The organism is Kosakonia cowanii JCM 10956 = DSM 18146, assembly GCF_001975225.1.
Classification (GTDB): domain Bacteria; phylum Pseudomonadota; class Gammaproteobacteria; order Enterobacterales; family Enterobacteriaceae; genus Kosakonia; species Kosakonia cowanii.
Genome location: NZ_CP019445.1, coordinates 3,600,613 through 3,626,639, shown reverse-complemented (window position 1 = coordinate 3,626,639; position 26,027 = coordinate 3,600,613). Strand labels below are relative to the sequence as shown.

Sequence of the window (26,027 nt, the reverse complement as noted above, 5' to 3'; positions counted from 1 at the left end):
CAATGCGCATCCAGAAACGTCGAACCCAACCCTTTGAAATGAGCCTTTGAGGAAGTCAGTTAGTGCTGGCGAGCCTCGACGGGCTGATTTCCATTGCGGCAAAGGTTCATTTCAAAGAAAGGTAAACGCTATGACATATCCAACTGTAGTGAATGGCCTGGACTTCCGTGAGCTTGTATTCCTGACCGGCGCGGAGTCGTCGACTGACACTTTCAAAGTAGCCTTGGCGTTTGGCAAGGATCACAAAGAGGTCCTTCGAAAAACACGAAGCGTTATCAGCCAGTGCTCAACTTGCAGGTTCTTGCAGAAGCGTAAATGTTACAGAACGGAAAGCCCAACCCTTCTACCAGATGACCAGAGATGGATGGACGATGCTGGTATTCAGCTTTACCGGCAAGGCTGCAATGGCATTTAAAGAGGCATATATCGCGGCCTTCAACTGGATGACAGACATGATCCGACAGGGCGTCGCTAACCTTGAGGCGGAACGAAACGCAGCCATGCTGGAGCTTATGAAAGAGAAAGATGTGGCGAGCATGTCGGGCCGATTGTTGAACCGCTGGGGAAGGGTAAAAAAACCGCAGTTGCTGGAGAGAATTGAGCGAATCGACCAGCACGGGCAAATCACCATCCCAGGACTTCCAAAGTGACCATTACAGAAGTCCTTCAACGAGGGGCTTCGATAATGACCAACAGAGGGCAGGTAAATGTCCGACATCTACGAAATCACCATCACCACTCAGGATGGCGAAGAGTACGCCGGTAAGATGACGCGCCGTCAGCCTGAGCTAACGGCTTTGTTGCTCTGGCGCAGGAAAGCGGGGAGTGGCTTTACTTCGCTCCAGGAGACGTTAAGCGCTTCCGGTTCACACCTGTAGTCGAAGAGTCTGAGCAGGCCGCACCAGAAGAAAGCACCACAGAAGAAAAAACGGAGTAACCAATGAGCAAACCAGATTGGGAGGCCATTGAATCGGCTTACCGGGCTGGTTCATTGTCAGTAAGGGCCATCGGTGAAAAGCACGGCGTTAACCACGCCACCATACTGAAGAGAGCCAACAAAGAGGGATGGCAGCGCGACCTGACTGAAAAAGTCAGGACGGCAACGAAGGCAAAGGTAACCAAATCGGTAACCAAAGACGGTAACCAGGCACCAGTGGTTACTGACGATGAGATAATCGACCAGGCGTCTGATGAGGCCGCAGCGGTAATCATGGCTCACCGTGAAGGTCTGGCGGCATGGCGTGGCATCACCAACAAGCTTCGCGACTTCCTCGAAGACGCAGAAAACGGAAGACAATCACGCGTCAATGTCTCGCTCGATAACAGCCGGTGTCGATGCTCAAATCAAAGTCATAAACGCAGAGCGCAAGGCGTATAACCTCGACACCGAGGAAGGCAACAAGACGGTTGATGACCTGTCTAACCTTATGGATTCATTGTCTCAGGGGGCGTAATGAAACCTGAGCACATCAAGCTGCTGAGTGATAAAGACTGGCGGCTGAATAACCTTTACTGGATCACCGATAAAGAAGGTAAGCCCACGCGCTTCAGAATGACGCCTGAGCAGCGCGAATACTTCGAAGGCATCCATACCCGCAATATCATCCTGAAAGCCAGGCAGCTCGGATTCACTACCGAGGTATGCATTATCCAGCTCGACGCCGCGCTATTTGAGTCGGCGAAATGCGCGCTTATAGCCCATACGCTGAATGACGCAAAGCGCCTGTTTCGCGAAAAGGTGAAGTACGCATACGACAACCTGCCGGCAGAAATTAAGGCTGCCAACCCGGCCAGCAATGACTCCTCCGGTGAACTCGTATTCAAGAAGGGCGGCTCACTTTACGTCAGCACGTCTTTCCGTGGCGGCACGCTGCGCTACCTGCACGTTTCCGAGTTCGGGAAGATATGCGCCAAGTTTCCGCATAAAGCCCGGGAGATTGTTACTGGTGCGTTTGAAGCCGTATCAACCGGCTGCTTTGCGACTATCGAGAGTACGGCAGAGGGGCGAGCGGGTTACTTCTTCGATTACTGCCAGACAGCAGAGAAGGCCTTGCTTCAGGGGAAGCAGTTATCCGCTCTCGACTGGAAGTTCTTTTTCTTCTCCTGGTGGAAGAATCCGCTTTATGCAATCGACCCGGTTGAGCCGCTGCCAGCGCGCCTAGTTGAATACTTCGCTGAGATGGAGGCGAAGCACGGCGTTGTACTGAACGAGCGCCAGAAGGCCTGGTATCACGCCAAAGAGAAAACTCTCGGCGATGACATGAAGCGTGAATATCCGACCATCCCGGCAGAGGCATTCCAGCAATCGGTCGAAGGCGCGTATTACGCCAAACAGTTCCGTTGGCTCTACACCAACAAGCGAATCGGGAAAATCCCTGACAACTCACACCTCCCGGTTCATACGTTCTGGGATATCGGCGTGGGCGACTCGACGGTTATCTGGTTCGTTCGTGAGGTCGGTGCCGAATTCCACGTTATCGACTATTACGAAAACTCAGGTGAGGGCCTGAGGCACTACATGAAGGTGCTGAAAGACCGCGGCTATGAGTACGGCGAGCACTGGGGCCCACACGATATAGAAAATCGCGAGTTCGGCGCAGACGCGAAGTCACGCAAAGAGCTGGCGCAAGAGGGCTACGAGATTGACGGCCAGATGTACTCCATGACCTTCAATGTTGTGCCGAAGGCAGGCGTCGACACCGGCATCGAGTCGGTTCGTGAGATTCTTCCATCATGCGTGTTCGATGAAGAGAAGTGCGCCGAAGGCATCTCTCACCTCGAAGGCTACCGCAAGGAGTGGGACGACAAGCGCGGCTGCTGGAAAGATAAACCTCTTCACGATTTCACCTCTCACGGCGCTGACGGCTTCCGTTACTTTGCTGTAGCGAAGAACAACCGCAAGCAGGTCGGCGCAGTATTCTTCTAAGGAGCTCATCAGTGAGTGAACAACAAGGCGAGGTTTCATTCCTCGTGAACGCCCTTGCTGATGCTATCGGGCGGCAGCGTATGCTGTACGCAGGCCAGCCAGGGAATACCAAACGCACGAAGCTGTGGGATGAGTTTGGTTACCCCAACAGTCTTGAGTTCGACCGCTACTATCGAGCCTACGAGCGGAATGCTGTGGCTTATGCTGCAGTGCACAAGTTGCTTGAATCCTGCTGGATGGATAACCCGACAATCATCGACGGCGAGGAAGCCAAAGAGGCGACCAAAACCACTGATTGGGAGAAGTCGGTAACGAAGATGCTGAAGAAGCACTGGCCGAAGATCAAGGATGCGGATCGTCGCAACCTTGTCGGCCGGTATTCGGCGCTTCTTATCCAGTTCAGGGATGGCAGAGAGTGGTTCGAACCTGTCGATCGTGTTGTTGTCGCCAGGAAGAAAGAAAAAGCCATTGTTAAGCTCATTCCTGCCTGGGAATCTCAGGTAAAGCCGGGAAACTTCGACACCGACACGCTTTCAGAAACCTACGGCCAGCCTGTTTCGTACAACTTCAACGAACAGCCGGTCGGCGATGACGGTACCTACGGCCCGGTGCGCGGAGTTACCGTTCACCCCGATCGGATCATCATCCTCTGCGAAGGATCAGAGGATGAAAATATGCTCTCAGGCGTGCCTTTCCTGCGCGCGGGTTATAACAAACTGCTCGACCTTGAGAAGGTTTCCGGCGGCAGCGCCGAGGGCTTCCTTAAGAACGCAAGTCGCCAGCTTGGTATTGCATTTGATAAAGAGACCAACATGGCAGCGCTCAAACAGGCTGCTACGGATGCTGGCTTCAAAGATTTAGGCGATGCGTTAAACGACAAAGTATCCCGGATGAATCGCGGTACCGACGCGGCGCTCGTAATGCAGGCCGGTACGCCGTCCGTCCTCTCTGTTGCCCCGGCCGACCCCAAACCAACATGGGAAGTCACCGCCAACGAATTCGCCGCATCAATCCAGTGTCCGTTCACCATTCTGTTCGGTCAGCAGACGGGGCGCCTTGCCTCCGATGAGGATAAAACAGACTGGGCTAAGCGTTGCAATGGTCGACGCTGGGGGTTCATGACGTCGGTAATCGAGACGTTGCTGGAGCGCTTCTGGATATTTGGCGTCATTGATGCTCCATCCTCCGGTGAGGTAACTCTGGCATGGTCTGATCTGCTCGCTCCGAGCGAGAAAGAGAAGGTTGCCAACATGCAGGCCATGGCTACTGTGGCTAAAGACACTCAGCAGGCATTCGGTACACCAGCTGTAGAACCCAATGAGGTGCGCGCTGTTGGTGAACTTGAGCCTCTGCCTGATGTTGAAACGCCAGACCCAAACGCAAAGGTGACTACCGTTGATCCTCTCAACCCAACAGAAGAGAATCGGGACGCCGATCGTACCGCGCAACAAGTCTGACCCCACTCAATCCGCCAGGCAGGTTAGCCGGATGTTCAGGGATATCGAAGAGCGGTATCTAACCATCAAGCGCCAGCTCAAAGAGGTATTCGATCAGCGCCTGACCGGGCGACAGCGCGAGACTAATGGCGAAAAGTCATGGATGTTGTGCAACAACGATTCCGGTGAGCCTTCTCTTTACCGTGTGAATGCCGGCACGTACATCTATGACATGACGGCGGCGCAACTCGCTGACCTTTTCCAGATAGTGCAGGCGATACTGGATGGCTCTCTGCTTGATGGCGGGAGCCAAAACCTTTGGGCGCTTGGTTATGTCACCGCAGAGTATGAGCGCGGCACGCTTAACGCCTTCACCAACCTGTCCGTGCAGTCACCGGCTTACGCCAGCCAGACGACGCTGCCTCAACTGCTGTCGAGCCCGGCCTATCAGAACCAGATCGCAGCCGCATACGTCTCTACCTACAGCGACTGGAAAGGCATAAGCGACACCGCCCGCGCCGACCTCGCTAACGTCATAGCCGACTCGATAGGTCGGGGCGTTAACCCGAGAGAAACCGCTCAGATCGTCAGCAAGCGACTCGATGTCAGCATGGCAAAGGCGAAGAACATCGCTCAGACCGAGCAAGTCGGCGCGCTGCGTGAGGCTCAGTGGAATGAGACAGAGTGGACGCAAGAACGCCTGGGGCTCAATACCGCGATATTGTGGATATCAGCTCTCAAGCCAACAACGAGAGCATCGCATGCAGCGCGGCACGGAAAAACTTTCTCGCCCCAGGAGGTGAGAGATTTTTACTCCAGAGACGGCAACAGGTATCACTGCTACTGCGGAAACATACCGTGCTTGTTGAACGATGAAGGTAGTCTATTCAATAACGGGCTGGCGGATAAGTTGGCACAGAAGAGAAGAGGCTGGGCTGGTAATAGATAAGTTAACTTAAAGAAATTGCAACTTGATACTCTAAAAGTTAAGTGGTAAGTTTTGTTAATCAGCTGATTGGTCGCGCTGGTAAAACCTATTTAACTCATTAGAGGATTAAAAAAATGCCCAGAATTCGCATCTCTCCAGAAGGCACCGCAAAGCTCATCGTTTTGAACCTTGATGAATATGCAAAAGAAAAAAATAAGGTTATTACTCGCTACAAAATCTCTAAAGAAACGATGAGGAAAATATCTAACCGATCAAACATTCATCCCGGCTTCATTCGTGAAGTAGGAAATTCACTGGGTGAAATTGGATGGGTTTTAATCGAAAGTAATGATGATCATTATTGTTTTTTAAAGCAGGACGCCATGAATAACTGGGCCAAGTTGACAGCCAAAAGGATTAAAGGACTGAGAATGCAGGGAGAGGAAGCCATCACAGACGCATACTCTAAGGCCTACCCTGGCGATGAGTTAGATATCGACTACGAAGAATGAACAAAAACCCGCTTCGGCGGGTTTTTTATTTCCTAAATCCACCAATGAGGACCCAGCATGAAACGCAACCGCGTTAACGTGCTGACCGTCGTCAACTCCGCTTCAAACATCACCACTGAAACCATCGACGGCAAGCCACATATCGTGGTTCGCGGCATCACGCCTGTCGTGGACGATATCGTGATGAACCGGAAGTTGTACCCGGCAGCCGAAATCGAAAAGGCCTACAACACGCTTGAGCGTAACCCGATGCCGCTGGGCCACCCTAAAGTGGACGGTAAGCACGTTTCGGCGCGCGATGTCCGTGCGGTGAACAACTACCACGTCGGTGCATGGCTGCAAAACGTCAGCCATGCAGACGGCAAGGTCAGTGGTGACATGTATGTTGACCGCCAGTACGCCGAATCCAGCGAGAAGGGTAAGCGCCTGATCAACCGGCTGGATGAGATGGTGGCTGGCACCAATACCGAGGCCATCCACATCTCTACCGGGCTGCTGTATTCCGGTATCGCCGCCAATGGCGAGTCGAAAGGCAAGAAGTACAACGAAATCGCCACCAACATGATGTTTGACCATGTGGCGGTGCTGCTTGATGAGCCCGGCGCCGGTACGCCGGATGAGGGCGTGGGAATCTTCGTTAATGCCGAAGGTGATGAGACTGAAATTGAGGTCTGTAACCTTCACGACGCAATTGTTAGCGACAACCGTAAAGACGGATGGCTGAACAAAATAAAGTTCTTTGTCGCTAATGACGGCGGGATGTCCTTCGACGAGATCGCCGCATCGCTGCGTGAAGCAATTCGCGCAAACATTCCTGATTCTTGGCGCTATGTCGTCAGCATTTACCCGGACTATCTGATTTTCGAAGAAGAGAAGAAGAACGATTCTGGCCGGTCCCTCTTCAAACAGAAGTACCTCATCTCTGACGGGGCAGTATCGCTCGTCGGCGAACCTGTAGAAGTCGTGCGCAAACCAACTGAGTACGAGATTAAAACTAACGGAGAGAACGATCCGATGAAAGAACTGATTATCAATGCGCTGCAAGCCGCTGGTAAGCCGACTGAAGGCAAGTCCGACGCCGAGCTGATGGACGCATACAACCAGATGAAGGCCGAAGAAGCCACCGCCAAGAAAAAAGGCGATGAAGAAATCGACCCGGAAACCGGCAAGCCAAAGAAAAAAGAGCAGGCCACCAACAGCGAGCAAGCCCCCGCGTGGTTCGCGCCATTTGCCGACAAGCTTAACGCCATCGAAAGCGGTCTTGCTGTGAACGCCGACAAAGAGAAAGGCGAAAAGCGCGCCGCAGTTAAAGCTAAGTTCCAGCTCGACGATCTGGCAGTCAACGCGCTTGATGGGGCCGCGCTCGATGGCCTGTATGCGCAGTGCCACACCTCCACCGGCCTGAATGGTGCATTCCGCCAGGCTAATAACACTCAATCTGTCAGCGAAATGCCGGAGTAAATAATGGCTAAAGATGGAAAGCATGTGATCCACGCGGGCGGCGTATTCCCTAATCCGCTGCTCAACCGTGAAGGTGGCGCTGCCGCGTCAACTCTGCCCGGCACTATCGGCTTTTTTAGTGCGACCGACAAATTTACAGCCTCTGTGGCAGGCAACGAAGCTGCCATTCTCTACGTGGCTAACAAAGACTATCTGCGCTGCCTGGGCGTTGACGACGCTATCGCTGCTAATGAGCTTGTGATCGGCATCCAGCCGCTGCCTGGAATGTTTCTGAACGTGCGTGCCGCCGCAGGCACCTACACAAAAGGCCAGGCGCTGTCTATTGCAAATGGTCGCGTCAAAGTTGCCGCTGGCGATGAGTCTGTTCGTTGCTACGTGGAAGAAGAAAAACCATACACCGCAGCTGCAGGCGACCTGCTGCGCGTTGTAATCAAGTAAGGGAAGGCTATGTTTGTATTCTCGAAGTCTATCGGCGAAAAGACCGGTAATTTTGCAATTAACCAGGCTCAGTGGCGCGCCCTGGACGCTGAGCGTAATGCCAGTTCGCAAGCTGCAGCTGATTTCCTGGCACGTACACAGTTCCGTGGCGCCGCAGAAGATACGCCGTACCTTGATGCGACTAACGCCGTTGACGATATCCGCCGCCTGTACCGTGCTTTCGATACCACCGTTCTGCAACAGTTCGAGCCTAATACCGAGTTTACACTGCTCAACGACCTGATGCCGCTGTCGCGCTCAGTTCGCATCGAGCAGTCCCGTTACGATTATGCTCGTACCGGCGGTCGCGGCTGGGCACACACATCCATGTCTGGTCAGGTCGGCGCGGCGCTTGATGCCCGCAGCTACACCTTCGACGGAACCATGGTTCCGATCCATGATTCGGGCTTCAAGTTCGAATGGCGCGACCCGATCTTCAACAGCCCCTCCGCTCTTCAGTCTCAGGCTGATGCCCAGCGCGGATCGGTTGAAGACGTGCAGCGCCGCTACGTCGACTACATCTTCAACGGCTTCCGCGATAAAGCGGGTAACTTTGCCGTGTTCGATGACCTGACCTGGAAAGGCCTGAAAGATGATGAGCGTGTGGCGCAGATTGACCTTGGCGCTTCCGGTCTGAACATCGACTTCACGTCGCCGACTGCAACCTCTCAGCAGATGCGCGCTGGCGCAATCGCGCTGCGTGACCAGATGCGACGCATCAACAGCCAGTATGCAAATCAGACCTGGTATGTGTCTGGCGAAATCATCTCTAACTGGGAGCGCTTCTTCTCCGATAACTACCAGTCCGGCACCGTGATGGATGAAATCCTGAAGCTGACCGGCGTGGAGGCGATCAAAGAAGACAGCCAGCTGTCTGGTAACGAAATCGTCATTGTGCCGCTTGGCGCAGGCGTTATCGCTCCGATCGTAGGCCAGGCTATCGGCACCGTTGCATCTCCCCGCCCGGAGTACAACAGCGACTACATCTGGCGCACCTGGGGCGCAATGGGGTTGATGGTCAAGCAGGACATCAACAACAAATATTCCGTCATTCACGCATCGAGCTAAGGATAAATCATGGCACTGGTAGAAATCGTGGCAACCAACCTGCACGCCGGTGCCGACCTCCGCAAGCTGGGGGTTGGCTCGGTAGTTGATGTTGACGACGCAACAGCAGAGCGCTGGTTACAGACCGGCAAGGCGAAGAAGACTGACCAGAAGAAAGGCGAAAAGCTTTCCTTCGAAGTGGCTACTCCGTCCGCGCAGACCGCTGATCTGTCTGGACTGCAAATGCAATACGCCGACGCGCTGGCGCAGATCGACAAGCTGACCGCTGACGCTGAAGCGAAAGGCAAAGCGCACGCCGACGCGCTGGCAGCAGAAAAGAAACGCGCTGATGATGCAGAAGCCGCGCTGGAAGAATTGAAGAAGAAGGTGAAATAACAATGGCGACCCCGGTTACGGCTGACGACGTGAAAGGCTTCCTCTCCGAAGTGGGGTTTGCCATCCCTGACGCTTTGCTTACTCCAATCCTCTGCGTGGTGAACAAAATCATTCCGTGCCTTGAAGGTGCGGGATATGACGAGTGCACCGCGCAGCTCATTCTTATCTACGCTGCGGCGCTGATGGCCACTTCATCCGGCGCGCGACGTATCAAATCGCAGTCAGCACCATCTGGTGCGTCACGCTCGTTTGAGTATGGCGACGACGGTGTTACATGGCTGCGCGACACGCTATCCCGCCTCGATACCAGCGGCTGCACCGGCGAGTTGCCGATCACTGCCGGTAATAGCGTAGGGTTTTTCGATGTTGTCGGGGGCTGCTGATGGCCTGGGTGCCTGTAGAGGTAAAACTGCCGGCGACATTCACGCGCGTATGGGTGAAGACCGACACCGGGCGGGAGACCACCGGCCACGTCAAATCGGATGGCGAGTGGTTCATCAACTGCGCGAGCATACGGGCTACTGGCGCGAAGGTGCTCAAGTGGAAGGAGTGAGAATTGGTGTATAAAAAGCCAGCAAATGGTAAAATTAACGAGCCGGGGAATGCGTCAACATTGCCACCGGCTCTAACCATCATTACCTATTGCGGAGGTAACTCATGGCTCATCAAATCTTAAGCCATCAGCACCATAATGCGCCATCTTATAATGGCGTTGCAGGCGTATATCAGATTACCAACACCATCACTGGTGAGGCATATATCGGATCCACGGTTAACATTTCAGGACGGTGGGCGAGTCATCGCTATAAGCTGCGGAAAGGCACGCATGGGAACAGAAACCTTCAGGAGTCATGGAATAAACATGGCAAAGGTGTCTTTGATTTCTCCGTTCTGGAAGTAGTGAGTAATAAGTCAGAGCTTATTGCCGCCGAGCAGCGATTCTTTCGCGAATTAAACCCGACTTTCAATATCGCGCCAAACGCTGGGAGCTGTCTCGGAGTTATTCACACCGAAGAATCAAAGGCGAATATGGCGGAAAGTCGGCGCGGAGATAAAAACTGCTGGTTCGGCAAAGTGCCGGCCTGCGCAGGTATGAGTAGCCTGCCTGAAGTCAAAGCTAAAATATCAGCCAAGAATTCAGGCGCTGGTAACCCTATGTTCGGTGTTACCCCGTCACACGCCAAGTTTACCGATGAGCAGGTGCGCGAAATTCGTCGCGCCATTTCAGATGGTGATTCTCTTACCACTATCGCCAAAAGATATGGCGTCTCAAAGGCTAACATTGCCCATATCCGGCAGGGTCGATCATATGCGAGGGTAGTCTAATGTCGGCAACAGCTTCGTGGTCTTACACCGCCACGGCGACAATCTGGCGCAATCTTGGCAAAGATCAATACGGCGACCCTCTCGGGTATTCTGCGCCTGAGCAAATCCTCTGTGACTATGAGGGTGGGCTATCAAAGCGACTGTCGAGTCTTGGTGTTGAGCTCGTCGTTAAAAACACATTCTGGACGGAGTTCGCGCTGGCAGCAGCCGGTGATTACCTGCTGATTGGCTTGTCGACAGAAGCCGACCCGGTTGTGGCTGGCGCTGATGAGGTGCGGCAGGTTATCCGCTATGCCGACACGTTCGAGCGCCTGGCAGATGATTACGCCATCCTGACTGGAGTTTAGATATGGGCGTCAAGGTTAAGGGCGTGAGTCAGGCCGTCAAAACCATTAATCGTATAGCGAACACGATAGATGGCAAGAAGGCTCTGCGTGCCGTTTATTCGGCGCTGTATATCGTAGGTGCTGAGTCCGCAACTATGGTGCCGATCGATACCAGCACGCTACTCAATTCTCAGTTCCGCGATGTTAACGTTAATGGCACCCGCATCACAGGCAAGGTTGGCTACTCAGCGAAGTATGCCGCTTCAGTTCATGAGGCACCCGGCAAACACCTCGGTAAGAAAACGCCTCGCCCGGTTGATAAAGGGCAGGCGCCCGGTTCAAGAGGGAACATATGGGACAGGACTGGCGAGCCTGAGTTCCTGAAGAAAGCTGGCGAACGCACAACAATTCAGGTCGATACCGTCGTTAAAAAGGAAATGTCGCTATGACGCCTTTAATGTTCCAACGCGTTAGTGACTTGTTTGTTGATGCCGGGCTCACCAATGGATTTAAAGTTCAGCAGTTGATGTACGACGATCCTGGTAATTTATCGACGGCTGTCATTGTTTTCCGTCCAGACGGTGGCTCTGCAATTCGCAATGAACTCGGTTCAACATATTACGTTATGGTGGACGTTGTCGGCGCGAAGGATAAGCGCAAAGAAGCCCTGAATGCTGTACAGCGCATTATTGAGTATGTTCAGGAAAATCCGATCAGCCACCCTTGCGTTGGTCACATTGAAAACATTGGCGGCATACCGCCACCGCAACTAACGGAAGAGGGGAGGATCGTTTTTCGTCTTTCCTTCGCTTGCCTCTACGGGGAGTAAGCAAAAACACCAGGCTGCCATCAGGCGGCCTTTTTTATTTATTGAGAGGAGTTTCCCCATGGCAGCAAATTGCCCTACGGACAACACAAAGCTTTTTGGCCGCGCAATTGTCCTTGAAGTGGCTGATGGTTGTGCCGACACACTTCCTTCCGAATCCGAATGGAAATCGCTGGCAGCTGGTACCAGTAAAGGTTTCGACTTTTCGCCGAACAGCGTGACATCCGATGCGGATGATACCAAGGGTTATGTCGAAAACATCGTCACCAACGCAGACTTCACCATTTCGTTTGAGGGTGAAGTGCGCCGCAATGACAAACTGGATCAGTACGGTGTAGGTCGCCTTATTAAGTACTTCAACAACGAGATACAGGCCACTCGTCAGCCGACGTTGTGGGTGCGCATGGAATTCGGCCCGGTAACTTTCATCGGCTACATGCTGATCAACGCTCTGAGCTCAGACGGGGGCACTAACGACATCGTAACGTTCAGCACCGAATTCAAGGTGGCGGATGCCGACACCATCCAGGTAATTGATACCGATGAAACGGTACCAGCCACTGGCGTAACGGTAACCCCTGCGACCACTTCCCTGGTTGTCGGTGCAACTCGCCAGCTTACTGGTGCAGTACAGCCGTCTGATGCTACGGATAAATCGGGAACCTGGACAACCTCTGATGCTACCAAGGCAACAGTGAGCTCTACAGGACTGGTCACAGCGGTAGCCGCTGGCTCCGCAACCATCACGTTTAAATCTAACGATGGCAACTTTACCGGCACCTGCGCTGTTACGGTCACAGCTTCGTAACCATTACAAAGGGCTGGCAACCAGCCCTTGATAATGCTTATGGAGGAATTATGAAATCACGGCCGCCATTGAAAGAAATAGGCGAGATTCTTATCGATGCCGAAGGAAAAGAATACTTTTTCAGACCATCACTCATAAACATGACGCGCATAGGCGATCCGTCTGAAATCGTCGCCGCGTTCTATGACCTGCATCACGACGAAGTGGCGTCGCTTATTCAGTCTGCACACCAGGCATTCGGGATGATTCCTTCGTGGCTTATTGAGCATATAAAATCCAGCAGTTATGGAAGAAAAGCTCTCATGGCAGCGATGGAAGTTATGACCGCATGTTGTGATGAGGATGTAACGCCGCTGATTGGGGAGATGCGGCAGGCCAAAGCGTCAGGCAAGGCATTTAAAATGAAGAGCGGCGCGATGGATGCATTCGAAATAATCGTCATCGCCCAGTCACTTATAAGCCACGGCGTTATCGGCAAGGCAAAGGTGAGAAAGCTCCAGCGACATGAAAATAATCAGGCCACATCTGAATTTAATGCTTTCGAGTATATCAGTGCTGCGCGCAACCACTTTAGCATGAGCCGGGCAGAGGCAGAGCAACTCACCATGACTGAGTTTCAGCTACTGATTTCAGCAAAATACCCCGATCAGAAAGGATTCACCAAAGAAGAGTATGAATCTGTCACCGATAATCATTTCGCCAAGAAAGCGCGCAGACTTGAGAGAGAAAAGCAGAATAAAAAACAAGCAGTTCCTGGCTGATAAACGGTATAATAGTGGAAATATTTTCTTGCCGAGGGCGTCATGCGCAAAGGTGCTATTTTTCTGATTATCTGCCTGCCGTTTGCCAGTATTGCTGGAGAAAACACTTCAACAAAATGGGCTCAGACGTCCGAGGCTATTTGCTACAACCATCCTGATAAGCAACTATGTCTCGATGGTATCAAAGCTTTAATGCGAAGCGTCAAAGCCGCCAGTGATGTGAATTATTCATGCCTTCAGGTGAAGAAGGCGGGCGGTGAAATGAGCGAGATATGCCAGAACGCCGAATCCTCTCTATCCACGCTTGAATAAAAAATACTAACTTCAAAAACAAACCCGCTCCGGCGGGTTTTTTATTGCCCTGAGGATGCTTAAATGGCAGGAATTCTTAACGCTGGTAAGGTAATTTATGAAGTCGATATGGACACGGCTGGCATCCTTCGAGGCAGGCGAGAAATTGAAGCCGCACTGGCTGGTCTTGGCGGCAACCTTGGAAGAATTGAATCCAGCGTAAACCGCACTGAGCGCTCAATCGCGTCTATGGAGCGTACGCTGTCGAGCCTTGGAAGCATTGCTAAAGGTGTCATCGCGGCTCTATCAATCCAGCAGGTCGCGAATTATGCCGATGCCTGGACAGAGCTGAATAACAAGGTATCAAACAGCATCCGCACCGGCGAGACGCAGGCTGAGGTGATGCAGCGCATCTTTGATATTTCTCAGGCGACTCAATCATCCCTTAATGGCACCGCCACTCTGTATGCTCGCCTGGAGCGAGGCACCCGCATCTACAATACCAGCGCCGCCGATCTTGTGCGGCTAACCACAATCATCAACCAGGGCTTCGCGGTATCTGGCGCAACTGCACAGGAAGCGGAAAACGCGATTATCCAGTTATCCCAGGGCCTTGCTGCCGGCGCGCTGCGTGGCGAGGAATACAACTCAGTTGCGGAACAGGGCAGCCGCCTGACAAACGCACTGGCTGATTCCCTCGGAGTCTCAATTGGTCAACTTCGCGCAATGGCTGCGGAAGGAAAACTGACAACCGATGTAGTTGTAAAAGGTCTGCTTTCGCAGGGCGAAGCCATTGGCAGCGAGTTCGCCAAAACAACAGTTTCTATTTCGAAAGGCCTGCAGGTTGCGGGCAATAATGTCACTAAGTTCTTTGGCGAGAATGCGACCGTCAAATCCTTCGCCGCTGGGTTCCGCGATTCTGTAATAAGCCTGAGTGAAAATCTGGAAGGCCTTGGTACCGCATTGATTGGCGCGGCTGCAATCATGGGTGGTCGTTTTGCTGGCGCTCTTGCTATGGCAACTGTTGCTCAGGCTCAGCGAGTGCAAGGTACGTTGACATCGATATCCGCGACGCGGCAGGCAGCTATTCAGGAAGCAGAGGCTGCAGCGGTAACAGTGAGAAAAACGCAGGCAGACAAAGGCGCAGCAATGTCGGCGCTAAACCTCGCGCTCGCTGAGTTTCAGGTAGCCAAAAATACAGCGGCAGAAGCATTCGCAATGGAAAACGTTGTGCGCCTGCGTAGTGCATACATTGCAACCGCTGCCGAAGCTGCCGTTGCAGAGAATGCCCTTGCCGGTGCTCAGGCGCGAGTTGCGGCCACTGGTTTCACCATGGCTAACACCATGAAGGTGATCAGCACCGTAACCGGACCTCTTGGCGGCCCTCTCGGTGTTATAGCGATTGTGGCTGCTGGCTGGTATCTGTATGCGCAGCGACAGGCTGAAGCGCGCAAAGAGGCGATCGCTTTTGCTGACACCATCCCCGACGTGATTAAGCGCCTCAATGATATGAACCTCGCGCAGGCTCAGGGGGTCAGGGCAGACACCGTTGATTCCATAAAAGCGCAGAAAGAATCTATCGCTGATCTGAAGGGTGAAATTTCAGGTCTTGAGGCTGAATATGAAAGATATTACACGCTTGCAAAACAGTATGGTGTAACGGAGGACGAGAATAACGGGTACGTAATCAAGGCGCGCGAAGCAGCTAATGAGCTCGCGAAAAAACGCCGTGATCTAGATGGTCAAACGGCAAAGCTGTCGCAGACTGAAGATGCTTATCGCTTGATGAACATTCAGGTAAATAAAGGCATCGTAGATCAAATGAAGGCGGCCAGAGATAACGCCCTTGCACTCGCTGAAGCGGAGAAAAAAGCTTCCCTCCTTGGCGGTTCACAGGCATTCCTGGCGCAGAAGCTCGGGCAGTCGACCGAAGCGTTAAAGGCCTTCAACTCGGAAACCCTCAAGATTAACTGGGGGGGGAAAGAGGGCGAAAAGCTCATCAGGCAGGCTGAACGACGCCTCGCTCTTTCAAAGGTTGAGGGGGAGGCCAGGGCTAAGCTTCAGGCAACTTATGATGCTGAAGATTCTGGTGTTGTTGATCCGCGAGCAATCCAACGCCTTCAGGAGACGTATGTTGCCACGGAGAAAGCGACTCAGGCCAAAAAAGACCAGAAGAAAGAAGACAAAGAGGCAGCGTCGGAAGCAAAAAAGGCAGCAAATCAGCAGGAATCAATCGCTCAGAAGCTGAGTAATCTTAAGCAACAATCTGAGCTTGCCGCTGACTCCACCAGAGAATTAAGCCGCGAGCAGGCCATCCTCACAGCCCAGCAGTCTCTAGGCAAAGGCGCGAATCAGGAGCAAATCGATCTGGCTGGCAAATATGCCTCAGCCAAGTGGGATGCTGCCAACGCTATCAAGGCACAGGCGGCAGCTGAGAAGCTTTTGCCAGAGGCGCGCGAGAACGCAAGTTTTAAGCAGGATGTTCAGGATCTGAACACCGCTTTATCTGCGAAGAAAATTAGCCAGGAGCAGTATAACCAGACCATTGAGCGTCTGGAGGAGCAGCATCAGGCCAACCTCGCGAAAATACGGTCCGATCAGGTGGTCAGTCCTCAGCAAGAAGCTGCTGGCGGCGTTGACCCTGTGCAGCAACTGGCGAATGAGAATGCTCGTAAACTCGCGCTAATTCAGCAGTATGAGCAGCAGGGAATTATCACCCATCAGAATGCGCTGGCTCTTCGCGCTTCAGCCGACAAGGAGTATGAGCAGGCCCGCATCGCTGCTCAATGGGAAATCTGGCGTAACCAGAGCGCCGGCAATGAGGCGCTGGCAGCCTCATTCGACGCACTGTCAGGGAGTGCCTCAAACGCTCTGACAGGCATCATCACTGGCAGTATGTCAGCGCAGGATGCAATGCGTTCCATCGGCAACACAGTGCTGAATTCACTCATCAATACGTTTGTGCAAATGGGCGTTGAATGGGTGAAGTCGGCGATCATGGGCCAGGCGGCGCAGACGGCAGCGATAGGTACCGTTACGGCGGTGCAGACGGCAGCTGTTGCAACTCAAACCGCAACCAGCACCGCGGCGGCGGCCACAACCGCAGCAGCATGGACTCCGGCAGCAATCCTTTCATCTATCGCCTCTATGGGTACTGCTGCGGCTATTGGTATCGGCGCAGTTGCTGGCATAGTTGGCATGAGCCTGCTCGGTAAAAGGAAGAATGGCGGCCCGGTAACTGCTGGCGGACTGTATCAGGTAGGCGAGGGTGGTATGCCTGAAATCTACCAGGCCAGCACTGGTAAGCAGTACATGATACCGGGTGATAATGGCAAGGTGATCAGCAATAAGGATATGGCTGCTGGCGGAGGTGGTGGGGTGACGATAAACATCCAGAACTACACCAGTTCAACCGTCGACGCGCAGGCAGGAACGGATGCAAACGGTGGAGTGACGGTGGATGTGATCGTTGCTGATATCAACAATGGCGGGCCGATCAGCCAGTCAATTTCACGTAATCACCAGGCACCACGCCGGGCGACCGGCTAAGGAAATAATATGGCTATTCCGTACCCGGACTGGTTGCCGCTTGCCCAAAAATCGAAGTCTCCAAGCACTGACACCGGCTTCCGGACTGATTTACCGGAAGTCGGTGCTCCGATATTCCAGAAGCTGACGGACGATCTCAAGACGGCTTTCTCGCTCACCTGGATTTTGACCCAGGATCAGCACCGTGCTTTCTATCAATGGTTGCGTAGCCCATCGTATCTGGATAACGGCAATCAGTGGTTTGAAATGCTTGTAGGGACGGGGACCGGCGACACAGGACTGGAAAAGCAGGAGCTTCACTTCCGCTCATTCCCGACATGGTCTCAGACCGGATCAGTATTCACCTGGACTGGCGATGTAATTTGCCGGGAGATTGTGAGTGCTGATGATGACTATGCCGACATTATCGTCGAGCTACCTCCGCCGTGGGGCTCATGGCTGGATATTGTGGTGACGGGGTATCCGGATAACCGGGACCCGGAATCGTTGCCGAGGGTTAACTGATGCCAACTTATCGCGAGTTCAAGGCGCAGCGGCCTAACCGGATCATGTACGAGACGGTAACCTTCTATCATCCTTCATTTGGATATGTGCGCCTTGTGAACAATCAGGTTTTCCCAAAGTCACTCGGCGGCGCGGTTTACGACCCGTGTCGATTTGAACTGACAGAGAGCCAGCAAAGCAGCACGCCAGTGATCGACAGTACGCTCAAGTTCAGCCAGCTCGCCAGCGACTTTAAGCAGAAGTTGAAACTCTGGTCGGGCACCTCCCGCATCCAGCCGATCACCTGCACTATCAGACGATTCGATGCGGCAGATACCGCTACACCTGTTGATTCATGGGTGCTCTACGTTGCTGACTGCAATATGGATGGAACTGACGTTAACGTCAGCCTCTCAATGACCAACCCACTCAACCGCAACATAGGCCGGATATATGACCCGGCTGAATGGCCAGGCCTCGTTAACGGATAACCCATGGATAAAAGTGAATTCATTAAACGGATCGAGCGAGTTCCGTGGGCTGACCGCGCCTGTAGCTTTTCTGCCTGCGACTGCTGGGGACTGGTAGTTCTCTATTACCGCCATGTGCTTGGCATTGAGCTGCACAATCTCCCCGGTTACGAAGCGGGGAGTGATTTTGTTACCTGTTACCGGGATGAGGTCGTTTACTGGCAGCCGAGCGCGCTGCCGGTAGAGGATGGATTGTTCGTGGCCTATGTCGGCGAGCGGGCAGAGCACGTCGGCATTATCGTCGACGGGGCCGGCTTACACAGCAGAGGAGACGGCGGCGGGGTGATGCATACGCGACTGCGCGTTATCGAAAAGTTATTTACCAGGGTGGAGTATCTGTCGCATGCCGATTATCGAAATACAGCACATGCCGGGGCGGCCCAAAGAAAGGGTTAACCTCCCCGCCGGCAGCAGCTTTTATGAGTGGCTTGTCACGCGAGATTTTTTCGCGGATGTCATCATCGTGGTGAATGGCAGGGAGCTGGATGACAGCGATGAGCTGGACTTTCCTGTTACTGAACTGCACAGCATCCAGATCTTCTCACAGCCCAAAGGAGCGATCGGCAAGGTACTGAGTCCCGTCTTCAAACTCATATCGAAGGTCTTTGCCTTCCTTGCACCGAAGCAGAGTTTCAGCGCCTCCGATTACAACTCGAAGGAGTCACCGAATAATAAACTCACCGGGCAGACAAATGTGGCGCGTACGTATCAGGCGCGACCGGACATTTACGGACAGGTGAGGGCGTACCCGGACCTGATCCAACCATCGATGTACGAATTCATCAATAACATAAAGTATGTCACCGAGTGGATGAACTTCGGGATCGGCAAATATGATATTGAAAACGTCCGCTATTCAGAATCGTCAATAGGTTCTCTTGCCGGCGCGTCCTACCAGATTTATCAGCCTGGCGAGATTATCCCTCAGTCGGTTCTCGGATTCGAGTTTGACGATGTCGACGGGCAGGAGATATCAGGCCCTAATGAAAGCAATGACGTCCCTGTTTACTCAGCGTCTGCCACCACGGTAATTTCCGGTACGTTTTCTGGTGGCCAGGCATCAGTGAAGATTGTCAGGCAGGCGGCCTTTGATTATTTCGCCGGACTCGCGCTGCCGCATTCGGTGACTTTCGTTGTCAACGTAACCTATGGCACGGCGAGCGGAAACGTAACCAAGGATATTAAAGTCTCGGCGAACCTGATCAATGTCACTCAGACAGATGACGGATCAGTTACTAATCCTGTGAAATATTACACTTTTTATTTCAACAGCCTCTCCGGTACGGATGTCAATAACACACCGGCAAACGCCACCGTTAACACCACAAAGTTCATTCTCAATGACAACCAGGCGCTTGCTGCTGGTCCCTTCTTCTCGCCGCTTGCTGGTGATCAGCTGTGGATTCATTTCATGGCTCAGCTTGGGGATGGAGAGGGGGCGGATTACAAAATAACCCTCTGGAGGGTGAATGACGATAACAGCCAGGTGCCGGGCACCACACAAACCCTGACAGGCAATCTTTTTAACAGCCGCGGCAGATCTGACGTCATTTACAAGACTGTGAAGGTGACCCCCTCTGGCGGGTTTGGCCGGTACTCTGTAACCATTGTCAAAACCAACAACTCCAGCGACAGCAACAGCCTGCAGATCGCCGAAATTCACTCTGTGCGAATTCTGCAGAACCAGCTGCATGCTGAAGATACTCTCGTCCGGGTCACGGTTCAGGCGACGGAGCAGGCCACAGGCGTTCGTGACAGGAAATATAACGCGCTGGTGAAACGCCATACCATCAGCTACGACCTGGCGACAAGGACGGTGGATTATACACTGCGGCCTTCGCGCAATTTCGCTGATGCTGTCGCGCATACATGGCTGGTCATGGGAGAACAGCCTGAGGCAACGATCGATCTGTATGAGCTCTATCGAATCGCAGGTAGCATTACCCCGGCTCAACTTGGCTACTTCGACTACACATTTGACGATGAGGATGTCTCTCTCGGCGCACGCGTGGAGATGATCTGCAACGCCGCCCGCGTCATTGCCTTCTGGGATAACGGCGTTCTGACGTTCAGTCGTGACGAGAAGCGCACCACGCCAGCAGCGCTCTTCAACCGGTCAAATAAGAAGGGAGAAGAGTTCAGGCTCACATATGACATGCGTATGCCGGGCCAGTATGACGGCGTTGAGGTGGAGTATGTCAGCCCGCTAACCAATAAAAAGACCTACCTTCGTTACCGCATTACAGCAGCTGGCATCGTTGAATCTGCAGCGCAGACGCCATTGAAGGTAACGCTGAATGGATGCCGAAATGAGCCTCAGGCGCGCGACAGGGCTCTTCTGGAGGTGAGAAAGTTGCTTTTCTCCCGCCTGCGGATGTCGGGAAAGGTGCTCGCCGACGGCGATTATGTTTACCCCGGAGACATGATCATCTTCACCGATACGTACGATATCAACCAGCAGGACGGCTACATAGTCGCCCGCGACGGTAACAACTTCGATACCAGTGAGCGGATCACCTTTGAAGGTGAGATGTGGGTGGTTATCACCGACTCGTTGGGGAACACCACTGCGCGATATCCGGCTTCTCGCCGAGATGATACCGACTTCGGTTTTTCTGCCGCCATACCAGCCATTCAGCTCAATATCTTTGATGGGTATACGGTGCAGTCTCCGTCCCGTTATGTAATAGCCACCCAGGCAGAACTCGACTCCACTCAATGGACGATAGCCGAGAAAAAACCAAACTCAGACGGAACTACCTCCCTGACGCTGACTGAATACAGCGATCTGATTTACCCGTAAGTCTTTCCTCCAACCATCCAACCCGGCCTGGCGCCGGGTTTTTTTATGGAAAAAATATGGCTACCACACCGACAAATCTGCCAGTTCCGAGTGAGGCCCCGCGGGACCTGAAATTTAACGCGGGTAAAATTGACGAGTTCGTTACTTCACTCGTTAACACCTATGTCGACCGTTTCGGTAAAGAACATTACACCATTGAAGGTTTGCGTTGGCTGGCCCAGCAGGCGATTGCCGAATTCGGATGGATTCCTGTTGGAACATTTCAGGCAGGATCGACATTAACGCTGCCTAATCAACTCCTCAAAGATACAGCTGATGGTGAGTACTACAGATGGGATGGCTCTTTTCCAAAAACCGTACCGTCAGGTTCAACGCCATCATCAAGCGGAGGTGTTGGAATCGGAGCCTGGCTGAGTGTCGGTGATGCTACCGTGCGTCAGTGGGTGAAATCTAACTACGATGAATCAACCTACCAGCAGATCCAGACAGGTAACTTTGCAACTGGAACGACCATTACCAGTTCATTTCAGGCTGTGTATTACCCCACCGACAGTCACTGGTATCGTTACCTCGGAAACATTCCCTCAGGCGGTCTGGTAGTGGCCGCAAACAGTTCACCAGACACGAACTGGGAGAACGTCGATACTCAGCAAATCATCAGCCTCCGCAAGATAAATGAGCTGTCAACATCAAGCATTGCGGGCTATATCGGCGTTAATATCGACATGCCTGTAAGCGTTAAGGACAGCGATAATCAGGGCGCGCGCGTTGGTTCTGGTGTCACACTCTGCAACGACATACCTACTCAGAACGCCGTTAAAACAACAAAAATTCAATCAGCTTTTCGTCTTGACGGCGACAACATCAGCTTAATAGGGCTTCGTGGCGTAGGAAGTGCAGCTGCTGATAACAGCGCCACATCTGAGTTTATTACCTCGCGCATGGCATGGAGCCAAGGGAAGACGATTAGAAATATCACTGTCGATAATGCGAACGCCAAAAAATTCACTACCGGGATTCATTTTATAGGGGTCGACGGAGGAGCGGCAAAAAACTGTGAGTTTTCAGAGATGCAGTATTCCCCTGTAACTCTTGGAAGCGCGGGCGGATATGGTGTCCTCACAGCGGAAGCAAAAAATATAACCATAGACGGCATTAAGTTTATTGCCACATCGTATGGTCGGCATGCAGTTTATATTAGCAACACACAACCATTCGTTTCGACAACGCAAAGTGGAAGCCACAATATTATTGTTCGCAACAGCTTATTTGATTATACCGCTGCTGACCTTTCAACGAATGATTCAGCTTTTAATCCCATTCATATACGCCCAAGTACGAATGTTTTAATTCAAAATAATGTTTCCTATGGGGCAGCATCTTTTATTGCTTTCAGCAATGATCAAGGTGCTATCTCAGGTGTGCGAATAATTGGTAATAAAGCTACAGGAATGGTTTCTGCATTAAACAGAAACTGTGCCGCTATAAACATAGGAAGATCCGATGGTGGGGCTGCGGCAATATCCAACGTTGAGGTTTCTCAAAACTTTTTTCAGATAGGTCGTGGGACATCACAGGCAGCAGGCGGAGATATAGGTATAATCGCGGTAAATGTTTCTGGACTGCAAATTATCAACAACGCAATAAAAGTTGATTCTGGCGTCGCGATATCAATTGCAAATAGTTCAAATGTATTTATTGATGATCTGTTTGATACAATAGCTGACCCTGCAGCAAATGAGAGCGGAGGCTTTAGAAAGCCTGTTATTGCATTATCTGGCTGTACTGATGTGGTGATTGGAGCGCAGATAAAGACAAATCGCGGCACTCTTGATAATGAGCGGTTTCAAAATGGTGTTAGCGCAATCATCCAAGGGTTAAATACATGCACAGATGTGACGTGTATGTTTCCGCGTTATGTATCAATTACTCTAAGTAATGGCGCTGTATCATCTAGTAATGATCCATATGGGATTATTAGCGCTGGCGGTATTTCTTTTGGAAATGGGTTTATCACAATCACGCTAAGAACGCACGTAACCCAAACTGCCACTAACGGCTGCGTAGTGTCAACCCTAACCGCAAACGGTGTTACGCCAATCATATCCTCTACAACAGGTAAAGCCCTAACGATAAACTTTCTCAAACCAGACGGAACGCCACAAGCGATGAGTGCGTATACTGGAACAATCAGGATAAACTTCACAAAGTAAAAACCAGCATAAGGCCAAGGATCGGCCTCCATTTACCAGCTTCACATTTTACTTACATAATGAGATACTAAGTTAATTTTATTCATAACTAATGGTAACCAGGCATGAAAGATAGAAAAATATCCTCAATCGAAGGAGTTAGGGGGATAGCCTGTTTTATGGTCATAATGTCACACCTTTCATTAATTTTCCTGCCATATTTACACGGAGAGAATCCAAGTTTGGCACTTGGGTGGTTTGATAAGTTAATATACAGCATTCCGGCTGGTGTTCTTTATTCAGGTACGTCAGCGGTTTATATTTTTTTGTTCTTAGTGGTTATGTTCTTTCTTATGCCTGTGTAAGTAATGGCGATATCTTAAGAAATTGCTGCAATATGGCAGCAAGGAGATATATAAGGCTTTGCATACCAACTCTTTCTTCAGTAATAATTTGTTATTTTGCATTTTCTTTGTTTAAGGATAGTACTGGCAATCTCCCATGGATTAGTAGTTATGGTAAAAACGTTGATGTTACATTGGGTGGCGCAATAAGCAATGGTCTCTTTGACTCAATATTCTTAGGGGATAATAGATACAATTGGGTTACATGGACCATGAAAATTGAGTTTTATGGTTCCCTTTTGGTGTTTGCGTCATTACCATTGATTGTTAATTTAAAGAATAAAGTCCTTGCTCCTACGGTCATTGGAATATTGTTTTGTTTGTGCTCTCCTGGTAAGGATGGATACGGATATGCTTCATTTTATTTTGGTATCAGCATATTTTTTTCAAGAGGAATTAGTTACAGGGCGGTAGCTATAGCGATATTCATTATTGGTTCTTATCTTGCCGGCTATCACTACAGGCAGCCATCTTATTCACTTGTAACTTCATATATGACATTCGACATGCCTGGAGGAAGAATCCTTCACTACTATTTTTTTAATATGCTTTCTGGAGTTTTAATAGTTTATTCATCTCTTAGATCAGATTGCCTTTCTTTTATTACATCAAATAAATTATCTGTTTGGCTTGGAAAGCTTTCTTTTTCTGCCTATCTTCTCCAAATGCCTGTTTATTACGTGGTGACAAGCAATATATACATGCTCTGTGTTCATTCCGGATTTGAATATGTCTATAGTGCGATAATCTCATCAATATTCACAATAGTAACAATTTATATTTTTTCAATCGTGTTTTTTAAATTAATCGATTTCAATAGCATAAAAATTTCTAAGTATGCTCTAAATATGGTTGAAAATAATAAATCTAAGAAGGTCAATCCTTAGCCCAAAACTATAATTTTGGAGCAGATTCTCCCAAAGTTTGAGCATATTAAGTCCGTTAGTTTGAATGGTAAGAGTCTAGCCTCGGGCGGGGCATCTATCGATGAGGCAGTGGGGAAATCTTAGAAAAATAAGCCTTTGTGTAGCAAGAGAATCCTTATAGTCAGAAAAAATTTCCATCAAAATTCCGAACATCAATAGGATTCGCCTTCTTGATATAGCCTTGGGAGTCAAATACTGTATATAAAAACAGTATTCATTGAGGGCATATCATGCCACGCAGAGACGATATTGAGACAGCATTCAGGCAGGCCATAGTGATGGAGCCGAGCGGGCGGCGCACGGTTACAACGGAGAACTTCGTGAAGACGTTGCTTAGCTTTAACTGGGATTGGTCACCACGACAGGCTAATCAGTGGATTGAGGTCCACGTCAGCACGTTCAAGGATATCTCTCAGCAAGAGGGAGAACTCCGCACGTTCATGATGTACAACCCGAACGGTGGTCTGTGATGGGCTTTCCTTCGCCAGCTGCTGATTACATGGATGAAAAGATATCCCTCGACCATGAACTGATCCGCGTACCGTCCGCAACTTACTTCCTGCGCGCGGCGACTGAGTCCCGGCGTGAGGCGATAAAGAAAGGTGCTCTGCTGATCCTGGACACTTCGGCAACGCCAGTAGATGGCTCTCTGGTTATGTGTCACCTGGATGAGAAGATTCGGATGCTGCGGCTGCGCCTTCATCCGCGCCCGAGACTGGAAGAGCTGGACCGGACCGAAATAACCTACGCAATGACGGATGAGGATTATGACGGCCGCCTGGTTTTCAAAGGTGTGATCACCTACATCATCAACGACGCGCGCACCGGCGAGTTCGATGATAATCCGGTGATGTGAAGGATGGGGCATGGATGGGGCAAAAAATTAGCACAAAACAACTCAAAACCTCTGAAGGTGTCGATTCGTCTTGCGCTAATGCATTGCTTTCAACCTGCTTTTAGCTTACTTCATCTCACATCATAAAAATGGTCCCGTATAACATCATCAAGCACTGATAAAAAAATCCCCCTTACATCACGGGAAGTAAGGGGGAAAGTCGTTGATTGCTGAAAGTTTCCTGTCTGGGCAGGTATGCCGAAAATTTTAGTTAAGTATTGTGGAGGCACAATGGAGGAAAAAAGGAGACGCAGCCGCAGATGAGCAAAGGGCAAAAAAAGCCCGCTACAGAGAGCGGGCAAAAAATACTGGAAGCAATGTGAGCAATGTCGTACTGAATAGTTGAGTGGGTTACTCAACTATTCAGTAATGAGAAAGATAATCTTTATCATTTGAACATGCAACTCCTTTTTACATTTTTCCCGCAGGCCGCGTATAACGGGCGTTTACGGCAGATTTTTCCGACCATGGTCAAAAAACAGGCAGCCAATTGTGCTATAGTGCTGATGTTTTAACCAACCAAGAGGATGTTATGTCGAACCCACTCAACCCTACCGAACTGGCCATCGAATACCTGCGTCGCGACAAAAGCGCGCTCACCCCGGCTGAATACCTGAAGAGACTGAACCTGCTAAAACTTGAGTTTGAAGATCTGCTTACGCTCTCCCATAGTGAGCTGAAAGAGGAGATCGACTTTGCCTGGCGGCTTGGCATCCACTGATTG

At 51.2% G+C, this 26,027-nt stretch carries 29 protein-coding genes and 1 pseudogene; all 30 read left to right on the top strand.

What is annotated here, in order from left to right:
• Nucleotides 1-350 precede the first annotated feature (350 nt).
• The 30 genes and pseudogenes from BWI95_RS23940 to BWI95_RS16925 all read left to right on the top strand — a co-directional run bounded on the left by BWI95_RS23940 (nt 351) and on the right by BWI95_RS16925 (nt 26,024).
• Entirely contained in the window at nt 351-650 is a 300-nt protein-coding gene (locus BWI95_RS23940; protein WP_332308569.1) for a Rha family transcriptional regulator, read from the top strand.
• 57 nt (nt 651-707) lie between these two features.
• Nucleotides 708-937 (top strand): annotated as a pseudogene (locus BWI95_RS17065) (hypothetical protein).
• 3 nt (nt 938-940) lie between these two features.
• Nucleotides 941-1,378 carry a hypothetical protein gene (locus tag BWI95_RS17060; protein WP_232374385.1) on the top strand — a complete coding sequence of 146 codons (438 nt, stop codon included), beginning with the start codon at nt 941-943 and terminating at the stop codon, nt 1,376-1,378.
• A 75-nt stretch (nt 1,379-1,453) separates the two neighbouring features.
• Nucleotides 1,454-2,926 (top strand): hypothetical protein, encoded by a 1,473-nt coding sequence (locus BWI95_RS17055; RefSeq protein WP_054803784.1) that lies wholly within the window; start codon nt 1,454-1,456, stop codon nt 2,924-2,926.
• 11 nt (nt 2,927-2,937) lie between these two features.
• Nucleotides 2,938-4,383, top strand: a complete 1,446-nt coding sequence (locus tag BWI95_RS17050; protein WP_076769905.1) for a DUF1073 domain-containing protein — start codon at nt 2,938-2,940, stop codon at nt 4,381-4,383.
• Between the two features lie 31 nt (nt 4,384-4,414).
• Entirely contained in the window at nt 4,415-5,311 is an 897-nt protein-coding gene (locus BWI95_RS17045; protein ID WP_083699406.1) for a phage minor head protein, read from the top strand.
• 113 nt (nt 5,312-5,424) lie between these two features.
• Nucleotides 5,425-5,802 (top strand): hypothetical protein, encoded by a 378-nt coding sequence (locus tag BWI95_RS17040; RefSeq protein ID WP_076769903.1) that lies wholly within the window; start codon nt 5,425-5,427, stop codon nt 5,800-5,802.
• Between the two features lie 57 nt (nt 5,803-5,859).
• Nucleotides 5,860-7,263 carry a DUF2213 domain-containing protein gene (locus BWI95_RS17035; RefSeq protein ID WP_076769902.1) on the top strand — a complete coding sequence of 468 codons (1,404 nt, stop codon included), beginning with the start codon at nt 5,860-5,862 and terminating at the stop codon, nt 7,261-7,263.
• Nucleotides 7,264-7,266: 3 nt separating this feature from the next.
• Entirely contained in the window at nt 7,267-7,701 is a 435-nt protein-coding gene (locus BWI95_RS17030) for a hypothetical protein (protein WP_054803781.1), read from the top strand.
• A gap of 9 nt (nt 7,702-7,710) precedes the next feature.
• The gene (locus BWI95_RS17025; RefSeq protein WP_054803780.1) at nt 7,711-8,808 is read left to right on the top strand and encodes a major capsid protein; all 1,098 of its coding nucleotides are present in this window, start codon (nt 7,711-7,713) and stop codon (nt 8,806-8,808) included.
• A gap of 9 nt (nt 8,809-8,817) precedes the next feature.
• Complete coding sequence (locus tag BWI95_RS17020) at nt 8,818-9,183, top strand: hypothetical protein (protein ID WP_054803779.1); 366 nt, start codon at nt 8,818-8,820, stop codon at nt 9,181-9,183.
• 2 nt (nt 9,184-9,185) lie between these two features.
• Nucleotides 9,186-9,566: a DUF7370 family protein gene (locus tag BWI95_RS17015; protein WP_054803778.1), complete on the top strand. Its 381-nt coding sequence runs from the start codon at nt 9,186-9,188 to the stop codon at nt 9,564-9,566.
• Nucleotides 9,566-9,736, top strand: coding sequence for a hypothetical protein (locus BWI95_RS17010; protein WP_054803777.1), 171 nt, complete (start codon nt 9,566-9,568; stop codon nt 9,734-9,736). The genes BWI95_RS17015 and BWI95_RS17010 overlap by 1 nt, the downstream gene beginning before the upstream one ends.
• Before the next feature lie 104 nt (nt 9,737-9,840).
• On the top strand, nt 9,841-10,509 hold the full coding sequence (locus BWI95_RS17005; RefSeq protein WP_050595166.1) for a GIY-YIG nuclease family protein: 669 nt from the start codon (nt 9,841-9,843) through the stop codon (nt 10,507-10,509).
• Nucleotides 10,509-10,856, top strand: a complete 348-nt coding sequence (locus tag BWI95_RS17000) for a hypothetical protein (RefSeq protein WP_054803776.1) — start codon at nt 10,509-10,511, stop codon at nt 10,854-10,856. Before BWI95_RS17005 ends, BWI95_RS17000 begins: the two co-directional genes overlap by 1 nt.
• 2 nt (nt 10,857-10,858) lie before the next feature.
• Nucleotides 10,859-11,284 (top strand): hypothetical protein, encoded by a 426-nt coding sequence (locus BWI95_RS16995; RefSeq protein WP_076769901.1) that lies wholly within the window; start codon nt 10,859-10,861, stop codon nt 11,282-11,284.
• Complete coding sequence (locus tag BWI95_RS16990) at nt 11,281-11,664, top strand: phage tail termination protein (RefSeq protein WP_054803775.1); 384 nt, start codon at nt 11,281-11,283, stop codon at nt 11,662-11,664. Before BWI95_RS16995 ends, BWI95_RS16990 begins: the two co-directional genes overlap by 4 nt.
• Before the next feature lie 58 nt (nt 11,665-11,722).
• Nucleotides 11,723-12,469 carry an Ig-like domain-containing protein gene (locus BWI95_RS16985; protein ID WP_054803774.1) on the top strand — a complete coding sequence of 249 codons (747 nt, stop codon included), beginning with the start codon at nt 11,723-11,725 and terminating at the stop codon, nt 12,467-12,469.
• A gap of 50 nt (nt 12,470-12,519) precedes the next feature.
• Nucleotides 12,520-13,230 (top strand): DUF6246 family protein, encoded by a 711-nt coding sequence (locus BWI95_RS16980; RefSeq protein WP_076769900.1) that lies wholly within the window; start codon nt 12,520-12,522, stop codon nt 13,228-13,230.
• Nucleotides 13,231-13,272: 42 nt separating this feature from the next.
• Nucleotides 13,273-13,542, top strand: a complete 270-nt coding sequence (locus BWI95_RS16975) for a hypothetical protein (protein ID WP_076769899.1) — start codon at nt 13,273-13,275, stop codon at nt 13,540-13,542.
• Nucleotides 13,543-13,605: 63 nt separating this feature from the next.
• On the top strand, nt 13,606-17,070 hold the full coding sequence (locus tag BWI95_RS16970; RefSeq protein ID WP_076769898.1) for a tape measure protein: 3,465 nt from the start codon (nt 13,606-13,608) through the stop codon (nt 17,068-17,070).
• A 9-nt stretch (nt 17,071-17,079) separates the two neighbouring features.
• On the top strand, nt 17,080-17,574 hold the full coding sequence (locus tag BWI95_RS16965) for a hypothetical protein (protein ID WP_076769897.1): 495 nt from the start codon (nt 17,080-17,082) through the stop codon (nt 17,572-17,574).
• Nucleotides 17,574-18,044: a hypothetical protein gene (locus BWI95_RS16960; RefSeq protein ID WP_054803773.1), complete on the top strand. Its 471-nt coding sequence runs from the start codon at nt 17,574-17,576 to the stop codon at nt 18,042-18,044. The genes BWI95_RS16965 and BWI95_RS16960 overlap by 1 nt, the downstream gene beginning before the upstream one ends.
• A 3-nt stretch (nt 18,045-18,047) precedes the next feature.
• Nucleotides 18,048-18,479 (top strand): NlpC/P60 family protein, encoded by a 432-nt coding sequence (locus tag BWI95_RS16955; RefSeq protein WP_076769896.1) that lies wholly within the window; start codon nt 18,048-18,050, stop codon nt 18,477-18,479.
• Nucleotides 18,427-20,886, top strand: a complete 2,460-nt coding sequence (locus tag BWI95_RS16950) for a host specificity factor TipJ family phage tail protein (RefSeq protein WP_076769895.1) — start codon at nt 18,427-18,429, stop codon at nt 20,884-20,886. The genes BWI95_RS16955 and BWI95_RS16950 overlap by 53 nt, the downstream gene beginning before the upstream one ends.
• A gap of 56 nt (nt 20,887-20,942) precedes the next feature.
• On the top strand, nt 20,943-23,099 hold the full coding sequence (locus tag BWI95_RS23545) for a tail fiber/spike domain-containing protein (RefSeq protein ID WP_076769894.1): 2,157 nt from the start codon (nt 20,943-20,945) through the stop codon (nt 23,097-23,099).
• 250 nt (nt 23,100-23,349) lie between these two features.
• Nucleotides 23,350-24,369 carry an acyltransferase family protein gene (locus BWI95_RS16940; RefSeq protein ID WP_083699404.1) on the top strand — a complete coding sequence of 340 codons (1,020 nt, stop codon included), beginning with the start codon at nt 23,350-23,352 and terminating at the stop codon, nt 24,367-24,369.
• 269 nt (nt 24,370-24,638) lie between these two features.
• Nucleotides 24,639-24,878: a hypothetical protein gene (locus BWI95_RS23775; RefSeq protein ID WP_054803771.1), complete on the top strand. Its 240-nt coding sequence runs from the start codon at nt 24,639-24,641 to the stop codon at nt 24,876-24,878.
• Nucleotides 24,878-25,264 carry a HumD family translesion DNA polymerase gene (locus BWI95_RS16930; RefSeq protein ID WP_076769892.1) on the top strand — a complete coding sequence of 129 codons (387 nt, stop codon included), beginning with the start codon at nt 24,878-24,880 and terminating at the stop codon, nt 25,262-25,264. The genes BWI95_RS23775 and BWI95_RS16930 overlap by 1 nt, the downstream gene beginning before the upstream one ends.
• A gap of 571 nt (nt 25,265-25,835) precedes the next feature.
• A complete protein-coding gene (locus tag BWI95_RS16925) occupies nt 25,836-26,024 on the top strand; it encodes a YdiH family protein (RefSeq protein WP_023478583.1) in 189 nt (62 codons plus the stop codon).
• Nucleotides 26,025-26,027 lie beyond the last annotated feature (3 nt).

What these genes read in the sequence shown, in the direction of transcription:
- BWI95_RS23940 (WP_332308569.1), top strand. Translation starts at nt 351, where the DNA reads ATGACCAGAGATGGATGGACGATGCTGGTATTCAGCTTTACCGGCAAG.
- BWI95_RS17060 (WP_232374385.1), top strand. Translation starts at nt 941, where the DNA reads ATGAGCAAACCAGATTGGGAGGCCATTGAATCGGCTTACCGGGCTGGT.
- BWI95_RS17055 (WP_054803784.1), top strand. Translation starts at nt 1,454, where the DNA reads ATGAAACCTGAGCACATCAAGCTGCTGAGTGATAAAGACTGGCGGCTG.
- BWI95_RS17045 (WP_083699406.1), top strand. Translation starts at nt 4,415, where the DNA reads ATGTTCAGGGATATCGAAGAGCGGTATCTAACCATCAAGCGCCAGCTC.
- BWI95_RS17040 (WP_076769903.1), top strand. Translation starts at nt 5,425, where the DNA reads ATGCCCAGAATTCGCATCTCTCCAGAAGGCACCGCAAAGCTCATCGTT.
- BWI95_RS17035 (WP_076769902.1), top strand. Translation starts at nt 5,860, where the DNA reads ATGAAACGCAACCGCGTTAACGTGCTGACCGTCGTCAACTCCGCTTCA.
- BWI95_RS17030 (WP_054803781.1), top strand. Translation starts at nt 7,267, where the DNA reads ATGGCTAAAGATGGAAAGCATGTGATCCACGCGGGCGGCGTATTCCCT.
- BWI95_RS17025 (WP_054803780.1), top strand. Translation starts at nt 7,711, where the DNA reads ATGTTTGTATTCTCGAAGTCTATCGGCGAAAAGACCGGTAATTTTGCA.
- BWI95_RS17020 (WP_054803779.1), top strand. Translation starts at nt 8,818, where the DNA reads ATGGCACTGGTAGAAATCGTGGCAACCAACCTGCACGCCGGTGCCGAC.
- BWI95_RS17015 (WP_054803778.1), top strand. Translation starts at nt 9,186, where the DNA reads ATGGCGACCCCGGTTACGGCTGACGACGTGAAAGGCTTCCTCTCCGAA.
- BWI95_RS17010 (WP_054803777.1), top strand. Translation starts at nt 9,566, where the DNA reads ATGGCCTGGGTGCCTGTAGAGGTAAAACTGCCGGCGACATTCACGCGC.
- BWI95_RS17005 (WP_050595166.1), top strand. Translation starts at nt 9,841, where the DNA reads ATGGCTCATCAAATCTTAAGCCATCAGCACCATAATGCGCCATCTTAT.
- BWI95_RS17000 (WP_054803776.1), top strand. Translation starts at nt 10,509, where the DNA reads ATGTCGGCAACAGCTTCGTGGTCTTACACCGCCACGGCGACAATCTGG.
- BWI95_RS16995 (WP_076769901.1), top strand. Translation starts at nt 10,859, where the DNA reads ATGGGCGTCAAGGTTAAGGGCGTGAGTCAGGCCGTCAAAACCATTAAT.
- BWI95_RS16990 (WP_054803775.1), top strand. Translation starts at nt 11,281, where the DNA reads ATGACGCCTTTAATGTTCCAACGCGTTAGTGACTTGTTTGTTGATGCC.
- BWI95_RS16985 (WP_054803774.1), top strand. Translation starts at nt 11,723, where the DNA reads ATGGCAGCAAATTGCCCTACGGACAACACAAAGCTTTTTGGCCGCGCA.
- BWI95_RS16980 (WP_076769900.1), top strand. Translation starts at nt 12,520, where the DNA reads ATGAAATCACGGCCGCCATTGAAAGAAATAGGCGAGATTCTTATCGAT.
- BWI95_RS16975 (WP_076769899.1), top strand. Translation starts at nt 13,273, where the DNA reads ATGCGCAAAGGTGCTATTTTTCTGATTATCTGCCTGCCGTTTGCCAGT.
- BWI95_RS16970 (WP_076769898.1), top strand. Translation starts at nt 13,606, where the DNA reads ATGGCAGGAATTCTTAACGCTGGTAAGGTAATTTATGAAGTCGATATG.
- BWI95_RS16965 (WP_076769897.1), top strand. Translation starts at nt 17,080, where the DNA reads ATGGCTATTCCGTACCCGGACTGGTTGCCGCTTGCCCAAAAATCGAAG.
- BWI95_RS16960 (WP_054803773.1), top strand. Translation starts at nt 17,574, where the DNA reads ATGCCAACTTATCGCGAGTTCAAGGCGCAGCGGCCTAACCGGATCATG.
- BWI95_RS16955 (WP_076769896.1), top strand. Translation starts at nt 18,048, where the DNA reads ATGGATAAAAGTGAATTCATTAAACGGATCGAGCGAGTTCCGTGGGCT.
- BWI95_RS16950 (WP_076769895.1), top strand. Translation starts at nt 18,427, where the DNA reads ATGCCGATTATCGAAATACAGCACATGCCGGGGCGGCCCAAAGAAAGG.
- BWI95_RS23545 (WP_076769894.1), top strand. Translation starts at nt 20,943, where the DNA reads ATGGCTACCACACCGACAAATCTGCCAGTTCCGAGTGAGGCCCCGCGG.
- BWI95_RS23775 (WP_054803771.1), top strand. Translation starts at nt 24,639, where the DNA reads ATGCCACGCAGAGACGATATTGAGACAGCATTCAGGCAGGCCATAGTG.
- BWI95_RS16930 (WP_076769892.1), top strand. Translation starts at nt 24,878, where the DNA reads ATGGGCTTTCCTTCGCCAGCTGCTGATTACATGGATGAAAAGATATCC.
- BWI95_RS16925 (WP_023478583.1), top strand. Translation starts at nt 25,836, where the DNA reads ATGTCGAACCCACTCAACCCTACCGAACTGGCCATCGAATACCTGCGT.